This is a genomic window from Thauera sp. 28 (assembly GCF_000310145.2).
GTDB lineage: Bacteria > Pseudomonadota > Gammaproteobacteria > Burkholderiales > Rhodocyclaceae > Thauera > Thauera mechernichensis.
In genome coordinates, this window is record NZ_AMXA01000005.1 from 133,040 (window position 1) to 154,333 (window position 21,294).

Here is a 21,294-nt window from a genome sequence, read left to right on the forward strand (position 1 = left end):
GCGCGCCCAGCGCCGGAGCGCCCCATGTCCTCGACCCTCACCGACCTGCTCGCCACCGCGCTCGCCGCCCGCGCGCCCCTGATCGAGCGCCTCGCCGCCGAACACACCGACGCCTACCGCCTGTTCCACGGCACGGTCGAAGGCGAGCCCGGTCTCACCGTCGACCGCTACGGGCCGATGCTGCTGGTGCAGACCTTTCACCACCCGCTCAGCCTCGACAGCCTCGCCGAACTGCAGGCCTTCTACGCCACCGCCCTGCCCGGCCTGCCGCTGATCTGGAACGATCGCAGCGGCAAGCATTCGCGCATTGCCAACCCACTGCCGCCCGAACAGCAGGCGGTCGCCGAAACACCCTGCGAGTTCTCCGAACTCGGCGTGCGCTACCGCTTCCAGGCCCGCCATGCCGGCCAGGACCCCTGGCTGTTCCTCGACCTGCGCGCCGCACGCCGGCGCATCATGCAGGAAGCGCCGGGCAAGTCCTTGCTCAACATGTTCGCCTACACCTGCGGGGTCGGCATCGCCGCCGCCAAGGCCGGCGCACGCCATGTGATCAACGTGGATTTCGCCGAATCCAGCCTTGCCGTCGGCAAGGACAACGCCCGCCTCAACACGCTGGCGACTCGCCCGCGCTTCATCAAGTGCGACGCTTTCGCCGCCCTGCGCCAGTACGCCGGCATCGGCCAGCCCCGGATGGTGCGCGGCAAGCACCTGCCGCCGTTCCCCGCCCTCGAACCGCACCGCTTCGACATCATCTTCGTCGACCCGCCGCGCTACGCCAAGAGCCCGTTCGGCGTCGTCGACCTCATCAACGACTACGCCGCCCTGTTCAAGCCCGCGCTGCTCGCCACCGCCGAAGGCGGCACCCTGGTGTGCTGCAACAACGTCGCCCAAGTCGATCGCGAAGCCTGGCTCGACCAGCTCGAACGCAGTGCGCGCAAGGCCGGCAGGCCGCTGCGCGAGGCCGAATGGATCACCCCCGAAGACGACTTCCCCAGCCTTGACGACAAGCCGCCGCTGAAAACCGTGCTACTGCGCGTGTAAGCGACACGTACGCCGCGTGCAGACACGCACAGGACTGAGCTGTAACGGTGAACAATGCGTTTTATTGTTGATCTACAATCACTTGCACCGTTTCATTCAGAGTTTTTCTCATGATCCGCCTGTCCACGATCGCCATCGCTACCCTACCTCTCCTGCTGTCGGCCTGCTTCAGCTCCGTACGCCCATCCCCGGTCGCCCAGCTGCCGGACGCGGGCCCGGCGCACCGCAACGGACAGCTCGACTTCGCGCTTGCCAGTGGCGACTACGGCTGCGAGCACGGCGTGCGCGTGCAGGTTCGGCGCGACATGCAGGAGCGCATCAACAACCGCATCCAGCTCGGCTGGAACGGCAATCAGTACCTGCTCGAGCGCGACCTGTCGCACTCCGGCCTGCCACGCTTCGAGGACCCCGCCAGTGGCCTGGTGTGGATCGACCTGCCGTGGAAGAGCGTGCTGCTCGATGGCCGCAGCCACAAACCCATCGCCAGCGAATGCCGGCAGGTGCCGGTGCGCGTGGCCAACAGCGGCTAGACCACGAGCGGCCACACCACGCTCAGGCGAGCCGGCGAATCAGGCCCGCAATCTCGCCAAAATCGTCAAACCAGAGCGGGCGCACCCCCATCGAGAGATAGGGCGCCGAGGCCAGCGCAAGCTCCATCGCGCTCGCCTCGGAATGGCGACAGGACCCTGGCCACTTCAGTAGCGCGTAGTGGTAACGCCCGGGCAAGACCTTCGCGGCATCGCGCAGCAGCCGGTTCATCTCCTCGTCCGCAAACGAGCAACCGACGTACAGCGCATGATGCACGGGGTTGGCGAGCCAGCGTGCGAACACCTCGCCGACGATACCGGCGCGGCTGCCGCCATACGTGCACTCGTACTGGCTGGTGGAAAACACGAAGCGCACATGGGTAATCAGGAAAAGCCTCCGCGGCGTGTAGCCATGCACATGGTAGATACCCTGATGCAAGGCGTGCTGGCCCTGCTCTCGCGCCAGCGTGTTCGGGTCGCCAGCGAGCTCATCTCCGCGCATTGCGTAGGCCGCACGCGCGAGTCCGGCCTCATCGAGCGCCTCGCCCATCAGGTCGTCGAAGTTGTAGGTGATGATCGCGTCCCAGCCTGGCAGCAACCCGCCACGATCGGGCACATTGACTGCCGGCGCGAGTTCGGCAATCGCACGATGGATCGGCCCTGGCCGGCGATCGTTCTCGTAGAGGATGTCCGTAAGATCGGTAAACAGGTGCTGGCCGAGAAAGTCGTAGCAGATCTGCGCCCCCTCCATCAGCGCCTCGGTATCGGCCTGGCCCGCCTCGATCGATGCCAGTACGGCACGTGCGCGCAGGTCCTCGCCGGCCGCCAGATGCTCGACAGCGGTGACCACACGCTCGAACTCGGCGTTCTCGCGCGTACCGCCCGGCCGCGGCCGCATCTCCGTCTGCTCTCGTCCGCGCTCGATCACTCGCAGCAGCAGGCGTCGCACCAGTTCGGCCCACGACGGTCCACCCGCGTCCATCGTCGCGCCGGCGCCGATCACCACCGACAGACAGGACGCTCGCCGCATCCACTGCATGAGGCCGATGTCGAGTTCCCGCTGTGCGGGCCCGAGCGCCTCACGAAAGCGCTCCGCGTTGAGCGACAGCCAGCGCGCCTTCAGCTCGACCTCGCCCCGGCGGTCTTCGTCCACGGACAAGCCGAAGCGCTGGGCCAGCGCCTGCGACATCTGCAGCGAGCGATACAGGCCGTTGATCTGGGTCTCGATCTCGAAGAACGCAGCGCCGATCTCGTCACGCTCGACAAGATCGGCAAACAGCTGCGGCTCCCAGCTGCGTGCGGTAAAGAACGCCCGCCAGGCGTGCGCATGCTGCGATGGTCCGACATACATGGCGCCCACCTCCTGGTCGTGCCGGACGCAGCACCGGCCTGCCGCGTCCTACATCAAGAGATTGCTCGGATTGCGGCACGCCTGGGCCGCCCCCGCCCGCGGAGCCTGTCCCGAGAGATCGATGGTAGCGCCATAGTACGAGTTGGCATTTGCCGTCGGCGCAACGCGCTGCGCCACCTCGAGCCTGAACGGCGCGCGCCCTGGAGCCACGCCGGAAAAAACGCGCTGCCACTCTCCGCTGCCGAACTCCTCGCAGGCGATCTCGGTCAGCTGCACACCACGCGCACGCATCGCACCGACGATGTCATAGGGTGGCTCAGCGCCGACTGCCATCCAGTTCATGGCCAGTGTCCTGGCCGCGGGCGAACCGCTGACCGACACCTCGAACCTGCCCAGCTTGCCGCTCGCCGACAGTTCGCGCGAACTCGCCTTCGCTGCCCAGCGCACACCGCCGAGACGTTGGCGCAGGGCGGCGACAGGCAGCGCCTCGCCCGCTGCCGCCGGCAAGGCGGCCAGCAGGGCATCGGTTACCGCCGCACTCGCGCCGATCTTTTCCCAGTCGGCTGCGCATTGTTCGTCTGCCCAGCGCGCCGCATCCGCGCTGAGCGACACATAGAAGCGGCGGCAATCGGCCAGAAAACGCGGCCGCGCCTCGGGCTGGACCACCAGCGGTGGCGGGGCCGGACCAGCAGCAGCCGTATTCCCTGCCGGCGCTGCAGCTACCGCCGCCGTGGCTGGCCGAGGCGCCGCAGCCTTGCCCTCGCTGGCATCGCTGACGGCAACCGCCTCGCCAAAACCATGGCCATTCCAGGCCAGCTGGGCAGCGCACTGCGTACTGGCGCTGCTGCCCGGCCCACAGGCCGCACCACGGCGCGCAATCTGCACCTTGGCTGGCTTGCCGGCGAGTACACGGTAGGCAATCAGCTGATCCGAATAGACCCGGCGTGCATTGTTGCGCGCGTCGACGACGAAGATATCGACCCGCGCCACACCCCCCTGGCGGAACAGGCCGGGGCGGCCGGTGCAATCGTAATCGCCTTCGGACAGCAGGTAATCGAGGCGGCCGTCGCCGGTGAAATCCTGTGCAACGACATAACGCCCGCTGCCGGCACGCCCGCCGGCTGCAGTGCAGCGGCGGTCCAGGTCGTTCATGTGCGTGAGCACGACGGCAGGAATGGGCGGGCGGGCCTGCGCCAGGACGGCGGAGGATATGCACGCCCCGACCAGGACGGGCAAGAGGAATCTGCGCATGGCGGCGGCCTCCAGGCTGTTGCTGCAGCCTAGACGCCAGCCCCGCAGCCGGCAAGCTCAGCCGAAGGGCGCCACCCCGAACAGCCAGGCGTGCAGGTAGCGTGCAAACACGAACCAGACCCCGGCGCCGATCAGCACGGCGAGCGCGTCGCGGCCGAGCGCGCCATCCGCGCGTACCACGCCATGTGCGCGATCACGCTTGCGCGCACTGGCGAACGCGGCGATCGACCACACCAGGAAACTGCCGAACAGCAGCACGTCTGCCAGCGTACCGTTCGAAATCAGATGCGCCAGCGCCCACAGCTTCACCCCCGCGCTCATCGGGTGGCCGAGCGCCGACTTCATGCGCGTGCCCGGCAGGTAGGTCGCCACCAGCAGGATGAAGGCCGGCAGCAGCAGCAGGGCTGCCAGATGGCGCGTCCACACCGGCGGGAACCACAGGTACACCGGGTCGTAGCGCGCCTGCGCATAGCCCCAGACGATCAGCACCAGGCCAATCACCGAAACGATCGAGTAGGCCAGCTTCCACTTTGCGGCGCCGTAGTGTGCGATGTACTGGGCGCGGTTGTCCTCGGCAACGATGCGCGCCGAATGCGTACAGAGAAACAGCACCAGGCCGATGATGAGTACGGTCATGAAAAATCCTCCATAAGTGTCGACGGGCTCAGACCCCGTCGAGCCGCATTTGATCCTCGTCCATACCTGACAGCGCCGCTGACCTGCACCCGACGGGCTTACAGGAACAGGTAGGAGCAGATCGCTACCGCGGCTGCCACCGCGACCACGTCCGCGGTCAGCGCCGCCGCCAGGGTGTGGCGGATGCGGCGGATCTGCACCGCGCCGAAATACACCGCCAGCACGTAGAAGGTGGTCTCGGTCGAGCCCTGCAGCGTGGTGACGAGGTAACCGACGTAACTGTCGGGCCCGATCGCCGGGTCGTTGATGATCGAGGCCATCACGCCGTAGGCGCCCGAACCGGACAGCGGGCGCAGCAAGGCCATCGGTAGTGCCTCCGGCGGCAGGCCGACGCGGGAGGTGAGCCCGCCGAGCAGGTTCACCATCACGTCCATCGCCCCGCTGGCGCGGAACATGCCGACCGCGACCAGGATCGCAACCAGGTAGGGAATGATGCGCAGCGCCACCTGGAAACCGTCCTTGGCGCCGTCGACGAAGACCTCGTAGATGCGCACCCCGCGCAACACGCCAAAAAGCAGGAAGCCCATCATCAGCCCGGGGATGATCCACGGCGAGATCACGCGCCCCCATACGATGGTCGCGGGAATGAGCGCGATGATGGCGCCCAGGGCGAGGACGGACACCCACAAGGGGTAAGCGCCGGGGTCGTCCACCGCCTCACGCGCCGGATCGTCGGCCACCCAGGGCCGCTCCATCGCAGCGGCGGCCGGATCGACCGGGCCAAGGGCCGAGAAGCGCTTGTAGATCAGTGCCGCGGTGATGGCGGCAATGGTGGCGCACACGGTCGCGAACAACGTCGTCGGCAGGATGGCAGCGGGATCGGCCGAGCCGGCCGCAGCGCGGATGGCGATGACGCCGGTGGGCAGCAGCGTGATGCTGGAAGTGTTGATGGCAAGGAACAGCGCCATCGAGTTGGTCGCCGTACCGGGCCGGGTATTGAGCTTGTCGAGCTCCTGCATGGCACGGATGCCGAAAGGCGTGGCGGCATTGCCCAGGCCAAGCGCATTGGCCGACAGGTTGAGGATCATCGCCCCCATCGCCGGATGGTTGGGCGGTACCTCGGGGAACAGCCGGGTCATCAAGGGCCGGATCAGGCGCGCGATGATCACCAGCAGCCCGCCAGCCTCAGCCACCTTCATCAGGCCAAGGAACAGCGTCATTACCCCCACCAGGCCGAGCGCGAGTTCCACCGCGCCGCTGGCGGACGAGATCATGCCTGCGGACAGCACCTCCATCGGCGACTGCACGCCGTCGACCGGGACGTGGCTGAACTGCCGCCAGGCGGCGGCGACGAAGGCAATGAGGACGATGCCGAAGAAGATCCCGTTCATGACCGGAAAGATATCGAAACCAAGAAAAAACGCGTGGGCGAACCGCTCGGCGGCTCGCCCACGCGTCTCATTGCTGCACGCCGGTCAGGCCGGCGCCTGCATCAGGCCCCTGCGGCACGCAGGATGCTGTTGAGCGTGGCGCTCGGACGCATCACTGCCTTGCACTTCTCGGGGTCGGCCTTGTAGTAGCCACCGATGTCAGCGGGCTTGCCCTGAACTTCGGCCAGTTCGGCGATGATCTTCGCCTCGTTGTCGGCCAGGTCCTTGGCGAGGGGCGCGAACTTCGCCGCCAGTTCTGCGTCCTCGGTCTGCGTAGCCAGGCGCTCGGCCCAGAACTTGGCCAGGTAGAACTGGCTACCGCGGTTGTCGAGCTGGCCGGTCTTGGGCGAGGGCGACTTGTTCTCGTCGAGCAGGCGGCCGGTCGCTTCGTCCAGGGTCTTGGCGAGCAGCTTGGCCTTGTCGTTGCCGGTCTTGATGCCGAGGTCCTCGAGCGACACCGCCAGGGCAAGGAACTCGCCCAGCGAATCCCAGCGCAGGTGGTTCTCCTGCACCAGTTGCTGCACGTGCTTGGGTGCCGAACCGCCGGCGCCGGTCTCGTACATGCCGCCACCGGCCATCAGCGGAACGATCGACAGCATCTTGGCGCTGGTGCCCAGCTCCATGATCGGGAACAGGTCGGTGAGGTAGTCGCGCAGGATGTTGCCGGTCACAGAGATGGTGTCGAGGCCGCGGATCACGCGCTCGAGCGTGTAACGCATCGCACGCACCTGGCTCATGATCTGGATGTCGAGGCCTGTGGTGTCGTGCTCCTTGAGGTAGGTGCGCACCTTCTTGATGAGCTCGTTCTCGTGCGGACGATAGGGATCGAGCCAGAAGATGGCCGGCATGCCGGAGTTGCGCGCGCGCGTGACGGCGAGCTTGACCCAGTCGCGGATCGGCGCATCCTTGACCTGGCACATGCGCCAGATATCGCCCTCTTCGACGTTCTGCGACAGCAGCACCTCGCCGGTGTCGAGATCGGTGATGTTGGCCACACCGTCTTCGACGATCTCGAAGGTGCGGTCGTGCGAGCCATACTCCTCGGCCTTCTGCGCCATCAGGCCGACGTTCGGGACCGTGCCCATCGTGCGCGGGTCGAAGTTGCCGTGCCACTTGCAGAAGTTGATCATCTCCTGGTAGATGCGGGCGAAGGTCGATTCCGGCATGACCGCCTTGGCGTCGTACTGCTTGCCGTCCGCACCCCACATCTTGCCGCCCTGGCGGATCATCGCCGGCATCGACGCGTCAACGATGATGTCGTTGGGCGAGTGGAAGTTGGTGATGCCCTTGGCCGAATCGACCATGGCCAGCGCCGGACGATGCTCCTGGCAGGCATGCAGGTCGCGGATGATCTCGTCGCGCTTGGATTCGGGCAGGGTCTTGATCTTCTCGTAGAGGTCGACCATGCCGTTGTTGACGTTGATGCCCAGCTCTTCGAACAGCTTGCCGTGCTTGGCGAAGGCGTCCTTGTAGTAGATCTTGACGCAGTGACCGAAGACGATCGGGTGCGAGACCTTCATCATCGTCGCCTTCACGTGCAGCGAGAACAGGATGCCGGCCTCGCGGCAGTCGTCGAGTTCCTTCTCGTAGAACTCGCACAGTGCCTTCTTGCTCATGAACATCGAGTCGATGATCTCGCCTTCGAGCAGGTCGGTCCTGGGCTTGAGCACCACGGTCTTGCCCGACTTGGTGATCAGCTCCATCTTGACCGAGCGTGCGCGGTCGAGCGTCATCGACTTCTCGCCGTGGTAGAAGTCGCCGTGGTGCATGTGCGAGACGTGGGTCTGCGACCACTGCTTCCACTCACCCATCGAGTGCGGGTTCTTCTTGGCGAAGTTCTTGACCGCGGCCGGTGCGCGGCGGTCGGAGTTACCTTCGCGCAGCACCGGGTTGACCGCAGAACCGAGGCAGCGGCCATAGCGCGCGCGGATGTCCTTTTCCTCGTCCGTCTTCGGATCCTCGGGGAAGTCGGGGATCTTGTAGCCCTTTTCCTGGAGCTCCTTGATGCAGGCCTTGAGCTGCGCCACCGAGGCACTGATGTTGGGCAGCTTGATGATGTTGGCGTCGGGCTCGAGGGTCTTCTTGCCCAGCTCAGCGAGCGTGTTGGGCACGCGCTGATCTTCGCTCAGGTACTCGGGAAACTCGGCAAGCACACGCGCCGAAACCGAGATGTCGGCCTTCTCCACCTCGACGCCTGCGGGTGCGGTGAAGGTGCGGACGATCGGAAGGAACGCGCACGTCGCCAGCAGCGGCGCCTCGTCGGTGAGCGTGTAGATGATCTTCGAATTCCCTGCAGACATTGTTTCCCCCTGGACCTTGATCTTGTGGTGACGAACGATGGCCGGCCCCTCATCGCCCCTGTAGGAACGTGAGGACCGTGCGCGCAGCAGACGCGAAAAAATAGCACGCGCTGCGCGCGCATTTTCGCACTTCACGGCCATGGAGGGGAAATTTGTGCGGCCCCCGATGGATCAGGCGGCGGCGCCTCGCAACCCGGGTTGGCCCCTGCCGCGGCTCAGGCCCGCGCACCCTCGCGGTCGCGGCGCTCCACCGCCTTCAGCATCAACAGCAGGATGGTGCCCACCACCATCATGGCGGCGGCAAAGTACAGGCCACCCGCATAGCTGCCGAAGGTGGCGCCCAGCCAGCCGGTGACCGCCGGGCCGAGGATCTGCGCGACGCCGTAGGAGATGGTCATCTTGCCCATCATCTTCGCTGGCCGCGTGGGGTAGTAGCGTCCGGCCATGGTCAGCACCAGGCTCACCATGCCGACGAAGGTGCCGCCGAAGAGCAGCGCGCCTGCGATCGCCCCCACCATGCCGCCCACCACCACCGGCAGCAGGATGCCGACGATCTGCAGCACGGCGGCAAGGATCAGCGCATTGAGGGCGCCAGTGCGACGGGCGACGAAATCCCACACGATACAGGCCGGCATCGCTGCCAGGCCGATGGCAAGAAAGCTCCAGCTACCCTGGCCTTCCAGCCCCGGCAGGCGGTTGACGATGGCGACGATGAAGGTCGCGCTGACCACGAAGCCAATCCCGGCGCAGAAATAGGACGCCATGAAGATGCGCATGAACAGCGGGCTGGGCGGGTCGTCGTGCATGGGTGCGCCGCTCCGCGTCACCCCGCTGGTATCAGGCGCCGGTAGCCAGGACAGCGCCGGCACCAGCAGCCCGCAGGCGATCACCGTGAAGACGAACCACTGCGCACGCCAGTCGAGCCACTGGCTCATCAGCGCCACCGCCAGCGAACAACCCGCGATGCCCAGGCCGATGCCGGCGAAGTGGATACCGAGCTCGCTGCGGTGGTTGTGGCGGATCAGCCAGTTCAGGATCAGCCCGGTACCGAGCAGCATCGACGCCGCGCTCGACAGCCCAGCCAGGTAGCGCGACGCGGCCCATACCCAGAAATCGGTCGTCAGCCCCATCATCACCGTGGTCAGCACCGCCATCACCATGCCGATACGGTACAGGCGGTCCTTGAGCACCAGATTGCTGATCGATGCCGCGAGCAATGCACCGCTCAGATAGCCCAGGTAGTTGATCGCCGCCAGCCAGCCGCCCTCGGCAAGCCCGAGGCCGGCCTGTGCCTGCATCAGCGGCAGCAGGGGCGTATAGGCGAAACGTGCTACGCCGAGCGCAAGCATCAGGCTGAAGATGCCGGCGCCGAGCACCTTCATGCGTTCGAACTGCTCATCCATTGTTGTTGTTTTCCGTCTCTCTTGGGGCACACACCATAGTCTGCGCAGGACGCAGACTCAAGCACGGGGCGCGGCCGCCCGCGCCCGCGCTAGGCGCCTTGCCCCCGCGGCGACAACAGCAGCCGCCCGGCCTGCAGCATCCCCCACATCACCAGCACAGGCAGCACCAGCGTCTGCAGCAAGAACACCACCGCGATGCGGATGGTGTGATCGACGATGCGCTCGGCTGCTGCCTTGAGCGCGTCGATCCGCTCGCGCACCTCCCACCAGCGCAATTTCGCCGCCTCCTCGGCCACCGGCAGCGCGCCGAAGGAGTCGGCCGCCTGCTCGATGCCCTGCTGGTGCACGCGGTACTCGTCAGCCATGAAGGCCTGGAAGGCATACTCGCTCGTCAGCGCCGCCACCGGCACGATGAAGCGCACCAGCAGCAAGGCCACCAGCACCCGCGACAGCCAGGCCGGCGGCGGCCCGCGCAGGCAACACACGGCCCAGGCCACCGCGACCACGGTGAGGGCCGCGGCCACCAGCCAGCCCGCACCGATCTGCATCAACAGCAACTGTGCGCCAAACGCGATGCTCGCTGCCAACATCAGGGTGGAGAACTGCTCGATCAGGTCATTCACCGGGTCCAGCACCTGGCCGGGCGCGAGCTTGACACCCACCACCACGCCCCCGCTGACTTCGGTGCCCTGCACCACCGAGATCACCGCGTTCAAGGCGCGCGCCGCGGCGAAACTCGCCACCGCACGCTTGAGCCCCGCCTCGGCGTGGGCCTCGGCGATCTGATCGAGCGGTTTCAGCCACGCCAGCGCGGCAATCAGAAGCACCAGCAGAGGCAGGATCAGGCGAACAGGTGATGGCATGGCGGCGATTGGCGGCAGGTTGATCGAGTGCTCTCGGTGAGTGGGGTCACGACCGGAAAGAGTTCCGGGGCGCTGCCGTCGCGCCGACCCACACCCACCCATGCTGGAGGAACACTGCGCTCGCCGCGCAGCAGGGTACACTCCGCTCTTGCCCAGATCGCTCCTTACGCGCATGCCCTCGTTCCCGCACCTGGTCCGCCTTCTCGTCCTCCTGCTCCTGCCACTGCTCGTCTTGCGGGCAGCGGCAGAACCACCCCTGCCGCCGGCGGCCAAGGAATTGCAGGCTCGCGCCGCTGCACTGGCGGAGCGCCAGCTGCCCGAATCCGAGCGCCAGGCGGCTCAGCAAGCCCTGGACCAGGCCTTGTCGCGGCTCGCCGCCGCGGAGGATTACCGCCAGCAGCTCAGCACGCTGAACGAGCGCCTGGCCGCAGCCCCCCGGCAGATTTCCACTGCACGGACTCAACTGGATGCGTTGCAGGCCAAGGCGGAGCCTGACCAGGCTGCAGCCCTCGGCCCGGAGCTGTCCGCCGGTGTGCTCGAACAACGCCTGGCCGAGCGCAATGCCGAACTCAGCCAATGGCAGCGCAGTCTCGATGAGGCCGACGCACTCTTGCTGAGTGCCCGCACTGGCCCGGAGCGCGCCCAGACCGAGATCAGCACCAACCAGACACGCATGACCGCCATCGAGGCCGCCCTGTCCGCCAACCGCGAGCAGGGCCCGGGCCGCGAGGCCCGCTCGCTGACCACCGAGCGGCGCGACGCGCTCGCGGCCGAATGGCATGCGCTCGACGCACAGAACCGCCTGCGCCAGCTCGAACTCTCGGGTAGCAGCGTACTGCAGGACCTCGGCCAGGCACGGCGTGAACTCGCTGCCGAGCACCTTCGCCGCCTCGGCGCCGAGACCCACGCACTGCAATCCGCGATCAACGCACGGCGCAGCGCCGACGCAGTGGAAACCGTGGAGGCGCTCAGGCGCGAGCAGGCCCAGACACCCGACACCGGCGGCCTGATCGCGCGCGAGATCGCTGCCAACCAGCGTGTGTCCGAATACCTGCTGCGTGCCACCGAGCACCTCAACACGCTCACCCAGCGCAATCTGGCAACCCGCCAGCAGCTCGACAGCCTCAACCGCGCCGGCACCATCATCGACGAGCAGATCAACGTACTGCAAGGCAGCCTGCTGCTGTCGCGCATCCTGCTCGAGCAGAAGCGCGCGCTACCGCAGCCGCGCGTGGACAAGCAGCTCGCCGAGCAGATCGCCGACATCCGCCTCTACCAGTTCGAGGTCAGCAAGCAACGCGAACAGCTCGGCACCCCCGCCGCCCATGCCGAACGCCTGCTCGCCGAACTGCCGCCTGAGCAGGCCGACGAGACCATGCGCAGCCAGCTGCTCGGGCTGCTGACGGCACGCGCGGAGCTACTCGAACGGCTCAACCGCGAACTCAGCGCCGTCCTCAACGAATCGATCACACTGCAGCTCAGCGAACGGCAGCTGCAGGCCACGGCAGACCGCCTGCGCAGCACGCTGGACGAGCAGATGTTCTGGATCCCCAGCAACCGCCCGCTCGATGCCGCCTGGGTCATGGCCGTTCCTGCCGCGCTGCAGGCGCAGCTGGCCGCCATCCCGTGGCAGTCGGCGAGCACGGAACTGTGGGCAGGTCTCAAGGCTCGTCCGCTGCTGTTCTTGCCGGTGCTGCTGCTGACCCTGTGGCTGTTGTCGCGGCGGCGCTGGCTGCGCGCCCGGCTGGACGGTCTGCATGCAGACATCGGCTACGTGCGCCGCGACAGCCAGCTGCACACGCCGCTCGCGATCCTGTTCAACATCCTGCTCGCACTGCCGGTGAGCCTGCTGCTCGCCCTCGCCGGGCTTGCCCTGCAGATGGACGCCCGCGGCCAGAACGCCAGCCTGGGCGCCGCCCTGCTGCAGATGGCCCAGGCCTGGCTGGTGTTCTACACCGCGTATCGCGTGCTCGCGCCCGCTGGCGTCGCCGAGCGCCACTTCCGCTGGCCGCTCGAGCGCGTGCGCGAGCTGCACCGCCACATGCGCCACCTCGGCCTGGTCGTGCTCGCGGTGGTGGCGGTGGTCGCCATGGCCGAACGCCAGCCCGAGGCGCTCGCCAACGACGTGCTCGGCATCCTGATCCTGCTCGCCGGCTACGCCACCATGGCCTGGCTGATGGCGCGCCTGCTGATCCACCGCTCGCAACAGGACCGGCCCTCGCCGCTGCGCGTCGCCATCGGCGTCGCCCTCGGACTGATGCCGCTCGCCCTCATCGCGGCCCTGCTCATGGGCTACTACTACACCGCGCTCAAGCTCACCGGGCGGCTGATCGACACCCTGTTCGTGCTCATCCTCTGGCGCCTGGTCGAAGCCACCGTGATCCGCGCCCTCGGCGTCGCCGCCCGCCGCCTCGACCACCAGCAGGCGGTCGCGCGCCGCGAAGCCGCCGAGCGCGAAGGCCTGCCCGGCGCCGACACCGACGACGGCATCGAGCCACCTCGCTTCGACATCGATCGCATCAGCCAGCAATCGCTGCGCCTGCTGCATCTGGGCCTGCTCGCCGGGCTGCTTCTGAGCCTGTACTGGGTATGGGCGGACCTCATCACGGTGTTCGCCTACCTCGACAACATCACCCTGTACGAATACGCCAGCGGCAGCGGCGACACCGCCAGCGTCACCCCGATCAGCCTGCGCGACCTCATCGCCGCGCTGGTCATCGGCAGCATCGCCTTCCTGCTCGCGCGCAACCTGCCTGGCCTGCTCGAGGTGCTGGTGCTGTCACGGCTGCAGCTGGCGCAGGGCAGCGCCTACGCGACCACCACACTGCTGTCCTACGTGATCATGGCGGTGGGCATCGTCGCCACGCTCGGCTCGCTGGGGGTGAGCTGGGACAAGCTGCAGTGGCTGGTGGCAGCGCTGTCGGTGGGCCTGGGCTTCGGCCTGCAGGAGATCTTCGCCAACTTCGTATCCGGCCTCATCATCCTGTTCGAGCGCCCGGTGCGCATCGGCGACACGGTCACCATCGGCAACGTGTCGGGCACGGTCACCCGCATCCAGATCCGCGCCACCACGATCACCGACTTCGACCGCAAGGAAATGATCGTCCCCAACAAGGCCTTCATCACCGGCCAGCTCACCAACTGGTCGCTCACCGACACCGTCACCCGCATCACGGTCAAGGTGGGCGTGGCCTACGGCTCGGACCTCGAGCTCACCCGCAAGCTGCTGCTACGGATCGCCGAGGACAACACGCGCGTACTCAAGGAGCCCAAGCCGCTGGTGTTCTTCCTCAGCTTCGGCCCCAGCACACTCGACCATGAACTGCGCGTGCATGTACGCGAACTGGGCGACCGCAACGCCGCCATCGACGAGATCAACCGCGAGATCGACCGCCTGTTCAAGGAGCACGGCATCGAAATCGCCTTCAACCAGATGGATGTGCATATCCGCAGCATCGACGGCAAGGAAGCGCGGCTGCAGACCATCGAGGCACCGCGGGCCGACAGCGGCGGCGAGTTGAAGTGAGGGCGGGCGGCCTGCTCAGCGTCCGCGCTCGTCCTGGCCCGCGCCGTCCTCGATCTTGACCTCGCGAATCACCTCGCCCTCGATGATCAGGCCACGCGCGGCCTGCGCCCCGCCGGACTCGCCCGCACGCATGCCGGCCTCGGCCATGCGCGCATCCATCTGTTCACGCATGGCCTTGCGCAGCGCGCGCGTCTTCCACCAGAAGTAAGCCCATACGACCACGCCAACGGTGATCACCACGGCGAACAAGGCCACCGAGAAGGTCAGCGCCAGCACGAACACCCCGAGCGCCGCCACACCGCCGACGATTTTCTGCCACAGCGATGGCGGCGTGGCACTGCCACCGCCAACATTGAGGAACACACCGGAGAAACGAGGATCCTTGTGCATGAACTTGTCCTGAAGTGAATGCGCAGTATGCGCCTGCGTCGCGTATTGGCAGATCAGAGCGCTGCGCGGAAGAAAGATTCCGCATCATCGCGCACGCGGATTGAGGCTATGCATTCTCGCGCACACGCGCCCTCGGCACCTAGCCAAAGCACGACGAACACCGATTGAAAACCCGCGCGCCGCCTGTTCGACGAACGCCAGCGCCTGCGCCTCGATCGCCTGCGGGCCGCCACGGATTAGCGCCTGTGAGCGCTCATCCCGTCGAAGGCTGGCAAGAGTCCAAGGGCTCTACGACTTTGGTCAAATTTACACGGCGCATCCATCTGTCGATACTGCACGGACAGGAGCCGCCATGCCGCATCGACCCCGACGATCGAAACTCATCCTGCTGTTGCTCGCATGGCTGACACTGCTCGCAGTCGCCGGCTCGCTGCTGATCATGACCGAGTTGCAGCGCGTGGAGCGCCAGTTCCACCAGGCCGCGGGCACCTTGGCTAACGGCGTCCAGCACAGGCTCCACGCCAACGAGGCCGTTCTGTCAGGGCTATCGGCCTTCCTGCTCGCGGTGGACCGCGACGACTACGCTGCGACCGAACGCTATGCGGCCGCTGTCACCGCCGCCCACGACCACATCTACCAGGTCGAGATCGCACGCAGGATCCGACCGCACGACGCCCCCAGGCTGGCCGAAGGCCTGCGCCGCAACTGGCGTGGCGAATTCGCCCTGAAGACCTTCGCCGAGCTGACGGGTCGTACGCCGGCCACGCTGCCGCCCGGGGCGGACTACTGGCCGATCCTGTTCATCCATCCGCCACTGCCCGACACACTGCCTATTTTCGGCTTGCGCCTTGAGACGGTGGACCACCTCGCCAGCACGCTCGCCCGCGCGCACGTCAAAGGGCATGCAGTGGCTTCACCGATGTTCGACTTCTATGAGGGCGACACCGGCTACATCCTGCTTCAGGTCGTCGAACGCAGCACGGACGACCGCCGCACAGGCGCCCCCAACTTCTTCGGCAGCACGATGGCATCGATGCTGGTGATCAAGAGCGCCGCCCTCCTGCCTGCCGGCGAGCGCGCGGCACTGGGCAGACAGCTCGGTATCCAGGCCGTGCTGATCGGCAGTGAGGGTATGGAAGACACTCTGCTGCGGCAGGAAATGGATGCCGGAACGGCACTGGACCGCCGCCTGCTCGCCATGCTGGAACATCATGAACGGATCGAGACGGCAGGCCAGACGATCGGCCTCCAGTTCACCCGGCAACCGCACTTGCAGGATGTACTTACTCCACAGACGGTCGCCATCCTTACCCTGCTGCTGGTCGCCGCGCTCGCAGCCTCCTCGCTGCTGCTGCGCCACTATCGCGCGCTGAAGCAGGCAGGCATCGAGCACGCACATTCCGCCTACCTCGCGACGCACGACGTGCTCACCGGACTCCCCAACCGCTACCTGCTCGCTGACCGCTTCGCCAGCGCCCTCCACGGCTGGCAACGCCATGGCACACGCTTCGCCGTGATCCTGATCGATCTCGACCACTTCAAGGACATCAACGACCGCTACGGCCATGAAGCTGGCGACCAGGTCCTGTGCGCCACCAGCGACCGCATGAGCGCGCAGTTGCGCTCCTGCGACACCGTGGCGCGCTACGGCGGCGACGAGTTCATCGTGCTGCTCACCACCATCCTCGACGCTGGCGATGCGCTTCAGGTCGGCAACAAGCTGCTCGCCGCAATTTCGCAGCCCGTGCATACCAGCGCCGGTGCGCTGCCCATATCCTGCAGCGTCGGGGTCGCCATCTGTCCCGACCACGGCACCGATCTCGACAGCCTGCGCCGTCGCGCCGACATGGCCATGTATGCCGCCAAGCAGTCGGGCCGGCATGCAATTGTCCTGAGCGCTGACACCACAGCTTGATCCAGCCGGGCCCAGGTCGAATGCCTTGCTCAGGTCTCCACCATCCGCCGGAACGCCCCGAAGCTCCACTGCGCACCCACGGTCAGCACCACCACGCGCAGCACGTGGCAGACGGTGACCAGCGGCACGCCGAGCTGCAGCACCTTGGCAGTGATGCACATCTCCGATACCCCGCCCGGCGCAGTCGCCAGTATCAAGGTCGGCAGGGGCACCCCCGAAGCCAGTGCGAGCAAAGCGGCGAAAGCGCCGGCAAACACGATCGACATTACCGCAGTCAGCCCAGCCACCGCCATGAAGCGTGGCGCAGCACGAAAGAACGCACGCGAGAAGCGGCAGCCCAGCGCGCAACCGATCAGCAGCTGTCCGCCGTTGACCACCCAGACGGGCAGGGCGGACAGCGGAACCCCAGCGAGCGTCGCGACTGCCACGCCGAGCAGCGGACCAAGCACCCAGGCGTTGGCAATGCGCAACAGCTTGAACGCCGCCACGCCAAGCAGGCTCGCCACCACCAGCTGCGGGAAATGCCGGGCATCCACGGCCTGGGCGAGCGGCACGTAGAGATCACTGCCGTGCACCCCACCAAAGGTGAGCGCGAAGGGCAGTAGCGACACCACCATCATCACTCGAATAGCATGTGCCGCGGCAATGCGATCCACCGCGCCGCCGTAACGGTCAGCGAGATTGGCCATCTCGGAGGCACCGCCGGGTAGCGCCGCGAAGAAGGCGGTTGGCGTATCGACGCCACCCAGGCGACGCATGATCAGCGCACAAAGGACACCGAGCACGAGCGAACCGACTGCAGCAGCCACCACCAGCGCTGCATGCAGGCTCAGCTGCGCCACGACCTCGGGACTGAAGTACAGGCCGAGTGCGGCACCGATCGCCCATTGCCCGCTCTGCCGACCACCGGGCAGCGGGCGCAGCTCGATGTCGGCCATGCGCACGGCGGCAACGGCAAACAGCGGACCGATCATCCACGGCAGCGGCAGGTGGAAGCGCTCGGCCAGCCAGCCGGCGACGGCCGCGAGCACAAGCGTGGCCAGGACATAGCGCCACGAAGCGCCGCTGTTCTTCTGTGTTGAGGACGACATCTAGGGTTCGACGGACGGCCGTGTGGCAGCGTCCCATTGGCGCAGGAAGGCCTGGCGCTTGGCCTGGTCCTGGTAGGTGAGCAGTCCCGAGCCGATGCGGATCGGGCGGAAAGCATGGCGCAGGTTCTCATGCAGCAGGGCAGCCGCACTGTCGGCCCCCGCCGTGCCGGCATCGGCACGTACCGGCAGCAGGCCGAGGTGCTCGGCGAGCAAAGCCTGTCCGCGCGGCGACAGCAAGTGGTCCAGCCACAGCCGCGCCGCGGCCGGATGGCGGGCATCGCGGGCGATGAAGGCAACCCGGCTCAGCACCAGGGTATAGTCCTGCGGCCACACCACGCCGAGCACCGCCTCGCTGCGTGCGCGCTTGTGCGCATAGGAACCGAGCACGTTGTAGGCCAGCACCAGCTGGCCTGCGGCGAGACGGTCGAGCATGTCGCGGCTCGAGCTGTGCTGCTCCAGCCCCAGCTCGCCCATCCGGCGCGCCAGCTGCCAGAACACGATCGGGTTGGCTTGTGCATCCTGGGTATGCAGCAGCAGGCCCAGGCCGGAGCGCTCGGGATCATAGCTGGCCAAGCGCCCAAGCAGTCGTGAAGGCTGCTCCCCGAGCAGACGGATCAGCTCGGCATGGGTGTCAGGTACCTCGGCCTCAGTCAGCAGGCGCTTGTTGTAGACGATCGCCGCCGGCTCATAGGTAGTGCCGAAAGCCTCGTCCTTCCATACCGCCCAGCGCGGCAGCGCGGCGGTCTCGGGCGAGCGGTGGGGCTGGGCATAGCCATCGTTGACCAGCTTCACCTGCAGGTCCATGGCCGAACTCCACACCACGTCTGCACCTAGCGTACCGGCTGCACGCTCATCCACCACCCGCTGGTAGAGCTCGTTCGAGCTCAGGTCGTGGTATTCGACGCGGATCCCTGGGTGCAAGGCCTCGAAGTCGTCGAGGATGGGTTGCACCACATCCTGGTCAGCCGCCGCATACACGACCACCACGCCTTCACGCACCGCCGCCTCGCGCGCATCGGGCGCCTGCCGGGCGAGGGCGCTGCCCGCACACAGCATGGCCAGCCCGAAAACCGCCACGCGCAGCCCGCACAACGCCTCACGGCAAGCTCGGACCATCGCCATCACGGCGCCGGCGCCGGTCCTCGTCCGCACTGTTCTCATATCCCGATCTCCCTGCAAGTCGGCGGCTTGGACGCCATCCGCCTTTGCCCCGATAATCGCCGACACGCCTTTCGATTCACTTTCACCGGAACGCCAATGCGCCTGCTGCTGGTCGAAGACCACGCCGAACTCGCCGAGTGGGTCGCGCGCTCGCTGCGCCAGAGCGGCTTCGTGCTCGAGGTGCTTGGGCGTGGCGACCATGCCGACCAGGCCCTGCGCAGCGAGCGCTACGACGTGGTGATCCTGGACCTCTCCCTGCCGGGTCTCGACGGCCTGGACGTGCTGCGCCGGCTGCGCACCCGCGAGAGCCGTGCCGAAGGCAGCACTCCCACCCCGGTGCTGGTGCTGACTGCCCGCGGCAGCACCGAAGAACGCGTCGAAGGCCTCAATCTCGGTGCCGACGATTATCTGACGAAACCCTTCGAACTCGCCGAGCTCGAGGCCCGCATCAAGGCCCTGCTGCGCCGCGCTGGCAACCAGGTGCCGCGGGTGCGCCTGGGCCGGCTCGAGTTCGACACCACCAACCGCATGGCGACGGTGGACGGCCAGATGCTGGCGCTGACGCCGCGCGAGCTGGCGGTGCTCGAGGTGCTGCTTTCGCGCGTCGGCCGCCCGGTGGCGCGCGAGGCCCTGTTCCAGAAGGTATTCGAGTTCGACGCCGACGCCCGCGTGGAGGCCATCGAGATCTACGTCTCGCGCCTGCGCAAGAAGCTCGAAGGCGCCGACGTCGTCATCAACACCTTGCGCGGGCTCGGCTACCTGCTCGCCGAACGGCCGGCGCCCTGATATGCGCGCAGCCCCCAGGGCCGAGCAGGGCGGACGCGCGGATGGCGCCGCCGTCCAGGGTGACGGCGAGGCTGCGGCCGCAGCCGTCGAACCGGCCGTGTCGCGCCGCCACGGTGGTAGCCTGCACCGTCGCGTCCTCGGCTGGCTGCTGCCCCCGCTCGGGCTCATGCTGATCGTCAGTGCTTGGTTGAGCTACCGCGGCGCACTCGACGCAGTCAACCAAGCCTACGACCGCACGCTGACCGCCTCGGTGCGAGCGATCGGCGAGCGCACCCACTCGCTCGAGGGCGAGATCCAGGTCGACATTCCTTACGCTGCCTTCGAAGGCTTCGAGGACAGCGCCGCCGAGCGTATCTTCCACGCCGTGTTCGACGCCGCGGGCGTGCTCGTCACCGGCTATGCCGATCTACGCCCGCCCACGCTGCCCGCCGGCGAGGGCATGGTAAGGATCTTCGATCTCGCCTACCGCGGCGAGACGGTGCGCATGGCCGCCATGTACAAGCGCCTGTACGACCCCGCGCTGGAAGGCGGCGACGCCGTACTGATCGTGTTTGCCGAAACCACCGGCGCGCGCGAGACCCTTGCCCGCGAACTGTTCATCGCCAGCCTGCAACGCCAGTCGGCCCTGGTCGCCGTCGGGGCGGTGCTGGTGCTGCTCGCCCTCGGCACGGCGTTTCGCCCGCTGGTGGCGCTGCGCGACCACATCCGCAACCGCGACGAGGAAGACCTCACCCCGGTGCGGGCCGACGGCGTGCCGAGCGAGGTCGCGCCTCTGATCGACGCCATCAACCACCACATGCAGCGCCTGTCGGCCATGCTGGCCGCACGCCGACGCTTCCTTGCCGACGCCGCGCACCAGATCCGCACCCCGCTCGCGGTCCTCACCACCCAGGCCGAGTACGGCCTGCGCCAGACCGACCCGGAAGAGATGCTCAACACCTTCGCCAGTCTGTTGCGCAGCACCCGCGCCGCGCGCAGGCTGGCCAACCAGATGCTCACCCTGTCGCGCGCCGAGGCGGCCAACGGCCTCATCGACGAGCGCGCGCCGCTCGACCTCGCCGGCCTGGTCAAGGACGTAGCAATGGAGCTCGCCCCGCTCGCCCTCAAGCGCAGCATCGACCTCGCCTACGAAGGCATCGGCCACGCGCTGATGATCGAGGGCAACGCGCCAATGCTGCGCGAGATGGTCTCCAACCTGGTCGACAACGCGATCCGCTACAGCCCGCCCGACTCGGCGGTCACCGTCGCTGTCGCCGCCTTCGACGGCGAGGCGGTGGTGAGCGTATGCGACCAGGGGCCGGGCATTCCCGAGGCCGAGCGCGAACGCGTGTTCCAGCGCTTCTACCGCATCCTCGGCCAGGGCGACAGCGACGGCAGCGGCCTAGGACTGGCCATCGTGCGCGAGATCGCGCTCGCCCACGATGGCCGCATCACGCTGCGCGACGGCGAGGGCGGGCACGGCCTGTGCGTGGAAGTGGAGCTGCCGCTCGGGGCCGCCCCGGCACCCTGAATTGTCGACGACAGCCCTGCAACGGGCGCAGTCATCGGTCCATCCTCCTCACGGACCGGCAGCAGTGAAAGGCGATCGAAAGGCGACGGCGCTGCAATGCGGGCCGCGCCAAC

Annotated in this window: 16 protein-coding genes; 6 read left to right on the forward strand and 10 right to left on the reverse strand. The window is 67.3% G+C overall.

What is annotated here, in order from left to right; all coding sequences use genetic code 11:
- Nucleotides 1-24 precede the first annotated feature (24 nt).
- The gene (locus tag C662_RS06260; RefSeq protein WP_002926242.1) at nt 25-1,041 is read left to right on the forward strand and encodes a class I SAM-dependent rRNA methyltransferase; all 1,017 of its coding nucleotides are present in this window, start codon (nt 25-27) and stop codon (nt 1,039-1,041) included.
- A gap of 110 nt (nt 1,042-1,151) precedes the next feature.
- Entirely contained in the window at nt 1,152-1,571 is a 420-nt protein-coding gene (locus tag C662_RS06265) for a hypothetical protein (RefSeq protein ID WP_002926243.1), read from the forward strand.
- Nucleotides 1,572-1,593: 22 nt separating this feature from the next.
- Here C662_RS06265 and C662_RS06270 read toward each other — a convergent pair whose 3' ends face one another.
- The 7 genes from C662_RS06270 to C662_RS06300 form a co-directional block, all read right to left on the reverse strand.
- Nucleotides 1,594-2,919 (reverse strand): SIR2 family protein, encoded by a 1,326-nt coding sequence (locus C662_RS06270; protein WP_002926245.1) that lies wholly within the window; start codon nt 2,917-2,919, stop codon nt 1,594-1,596.
- A 48-nt stretch (nt 2,920-2,967) separates the two neighbouring features.
- A complete protein-coding gene (locus C662_RS06275; RefSeq protein ID WP_002926246.1) occupies nt 2,968-4,170 on the reverse strand; it encodes a hypothetical protein in 1,203 nt (400 codons plus the stop codon).
- A gap of 57 nt (nt 4,171-4,227) precedes the next feature.
- Nucleotides 4,228-4,806, reverse strand: a complete 579-nt coding sequence (locus C662_RS06280) for an NnrU family protein (RefSeq protein WP_002926248.1) — start codon at nt 4,804-4,806, stop codon at nt 4,228-4,230.
- Nucleotides 4,807-4,904: 98 nt separating this feature from the next.
- A complete protein-coding gene (locus C662_RS06285) occupies nt 4,905-6,197 on the reverse strand; it encodes a nucleoside recognition domain-containing protein (RefSeq protein WP_002926251.1) in 1,293 nt (430 codons plus the stop codon).
- 101 nt (nt 6,198-6,298) lie between these two features.
- Nucleotides 6,299-8,536 carry an NADP-dependent isocitrate dehydrogenase gene (locus tag C662_RS06290; RefSeq protein ID WP_002926254.1) on the reverse strand — a complete coding sequence of 746 codons (2,238 nt, stop codon included), beginning with the start codon at nt 8,534-8,536 and terminating at the stop codon, nt 6,299-6,301.
- A gap of 215 nt (nt 8,537-8,751) precedes the next feature.
- Nucleotides 8,752-9,939, reverse strand: coding sequence for a YbfB/YjiJ family MFS transporter (locus C662_RS06295; RefSeq protein ID WP_002926257.1), 1,188 nt, complete (start codon nt 9,937-9,939; stop codon nt 8,752-8,754).
- 89 nt (nt 9,940-10,028) lie between these two features.
- Nucleotides 10,029-10,802, reverse strand: coding sequence for a hypothetical protein (locus C662_RS06300; RefSeq protein WP_002926259.1), 774 nt, complete (start codon nt 10,800-10,802; stop codon nt 10,029-10,031).
- A 172-nt stretch (nt 10,803-10,974) separates the two neighbouring features.
- Between C662_RS06300 and mscK the strand changes: the two genes are divergently transcribed.
- Complete coding sequence (gene mscK / locus C662_RS06305) at nt 10,975-14,328, forward strand: mechanosensitive channel MscK (RefSeq protein WP_002926261.1); 3,354 nt, start codon at nt 10,975-10,977, stop codon at nt 14,326-14,328.
- A 15-nt stretch (nt 14,329-14,343) separates the two neighbouring features.
- Here mscK and C662_RS06310 read toward each other — a convergent pair whose 3' ends face one another.
- A complete protein-coding gene (locus tag C662_RS06310; protein WP_002926263.1) occupies nt 14,344-14,718 on the reverse strand; it encodes a hypothetical protein in 375 nt (124 codons plus the stop codon).
- 352 nt (nt 14,719-15,070) lie between these two features.
- On the opposite strand from C662_RS06310, the gene C662_RS06315 reads away from it, so the two are divergent.
- Nucleotides 15,071-16,633 (forward strand): sensor domain-containing diguanylate cyclase, encoded by a 1,563-nt coding sequence (locus tag C662_RS06315; RefSeq protein ID WP_002926265.1) that lies wholly within the window; start codon nt 15,071-15,073, stop codon nt 16,631-16,633.
- Nucleotides 16,634-16,662: 29 nt separating this feature from the next.
- Here C662_RS06315 and C662_RS06320 read toward each other — a convergent pair whose 3' ends face one another.
- Together C662_RS06320 and C662_RS06325 are read right to left on the reverse strand one after the other, a co-directional pair.
- Nucleotides 16,663-17,724 (reverse strand): AbrB family transcriptional regulator, encoded by a 1,062-nt coding sequence (locus C662_RS06320; RefSeq protein WP_002926266.1) that lies wholly within the window; start codon nt 17,722-17,724, stop codon nt 16,663-16,665.
- On the reverse strand, nt 17,725-18,885 hold the full coding sequence (locus C662_RS06325) for an ABC transporter substrate-binding protein (protein ID WP_232431455.1): 1,161 nt from the start codon (nt 18,883-18,885) through the stop codon (nt 17,725-17,727).
- Nucleotides 18,886-18,981: 96 nt separating this feature from the next.
- On the opposite strand from C662_RS06325, the gene C662_RS06330 reads away from it, so the two are divergent.
- Together C662_RS06330 and C662_RS06335 are read left to right on the forward strand one after the other, a co-directional pair.
- A complete protein-coding gene (locus C662_RS06330) occupies nt 18,982-19,671 on the forward strand; it encodes a response regulator (RefSeq protein WP_002926268.1) in 690 nt (229 codons plus the stop codon).
- A gap of 1 nt (nt 19,672) precedes the next feature.
- Nucleotides 19,673-21,181, forward strand: a complete 1,509-nt coding sequence (locus C662_RS06335; RefSeq protein ID WP_002926269.1) for a sensor histidine kinase — start codon at nt 19,673-19,675, stop codon at nt 21,179-21,181.
- Nucleotides 21,182-21,294: the final 113 nt, after the last annotated feature.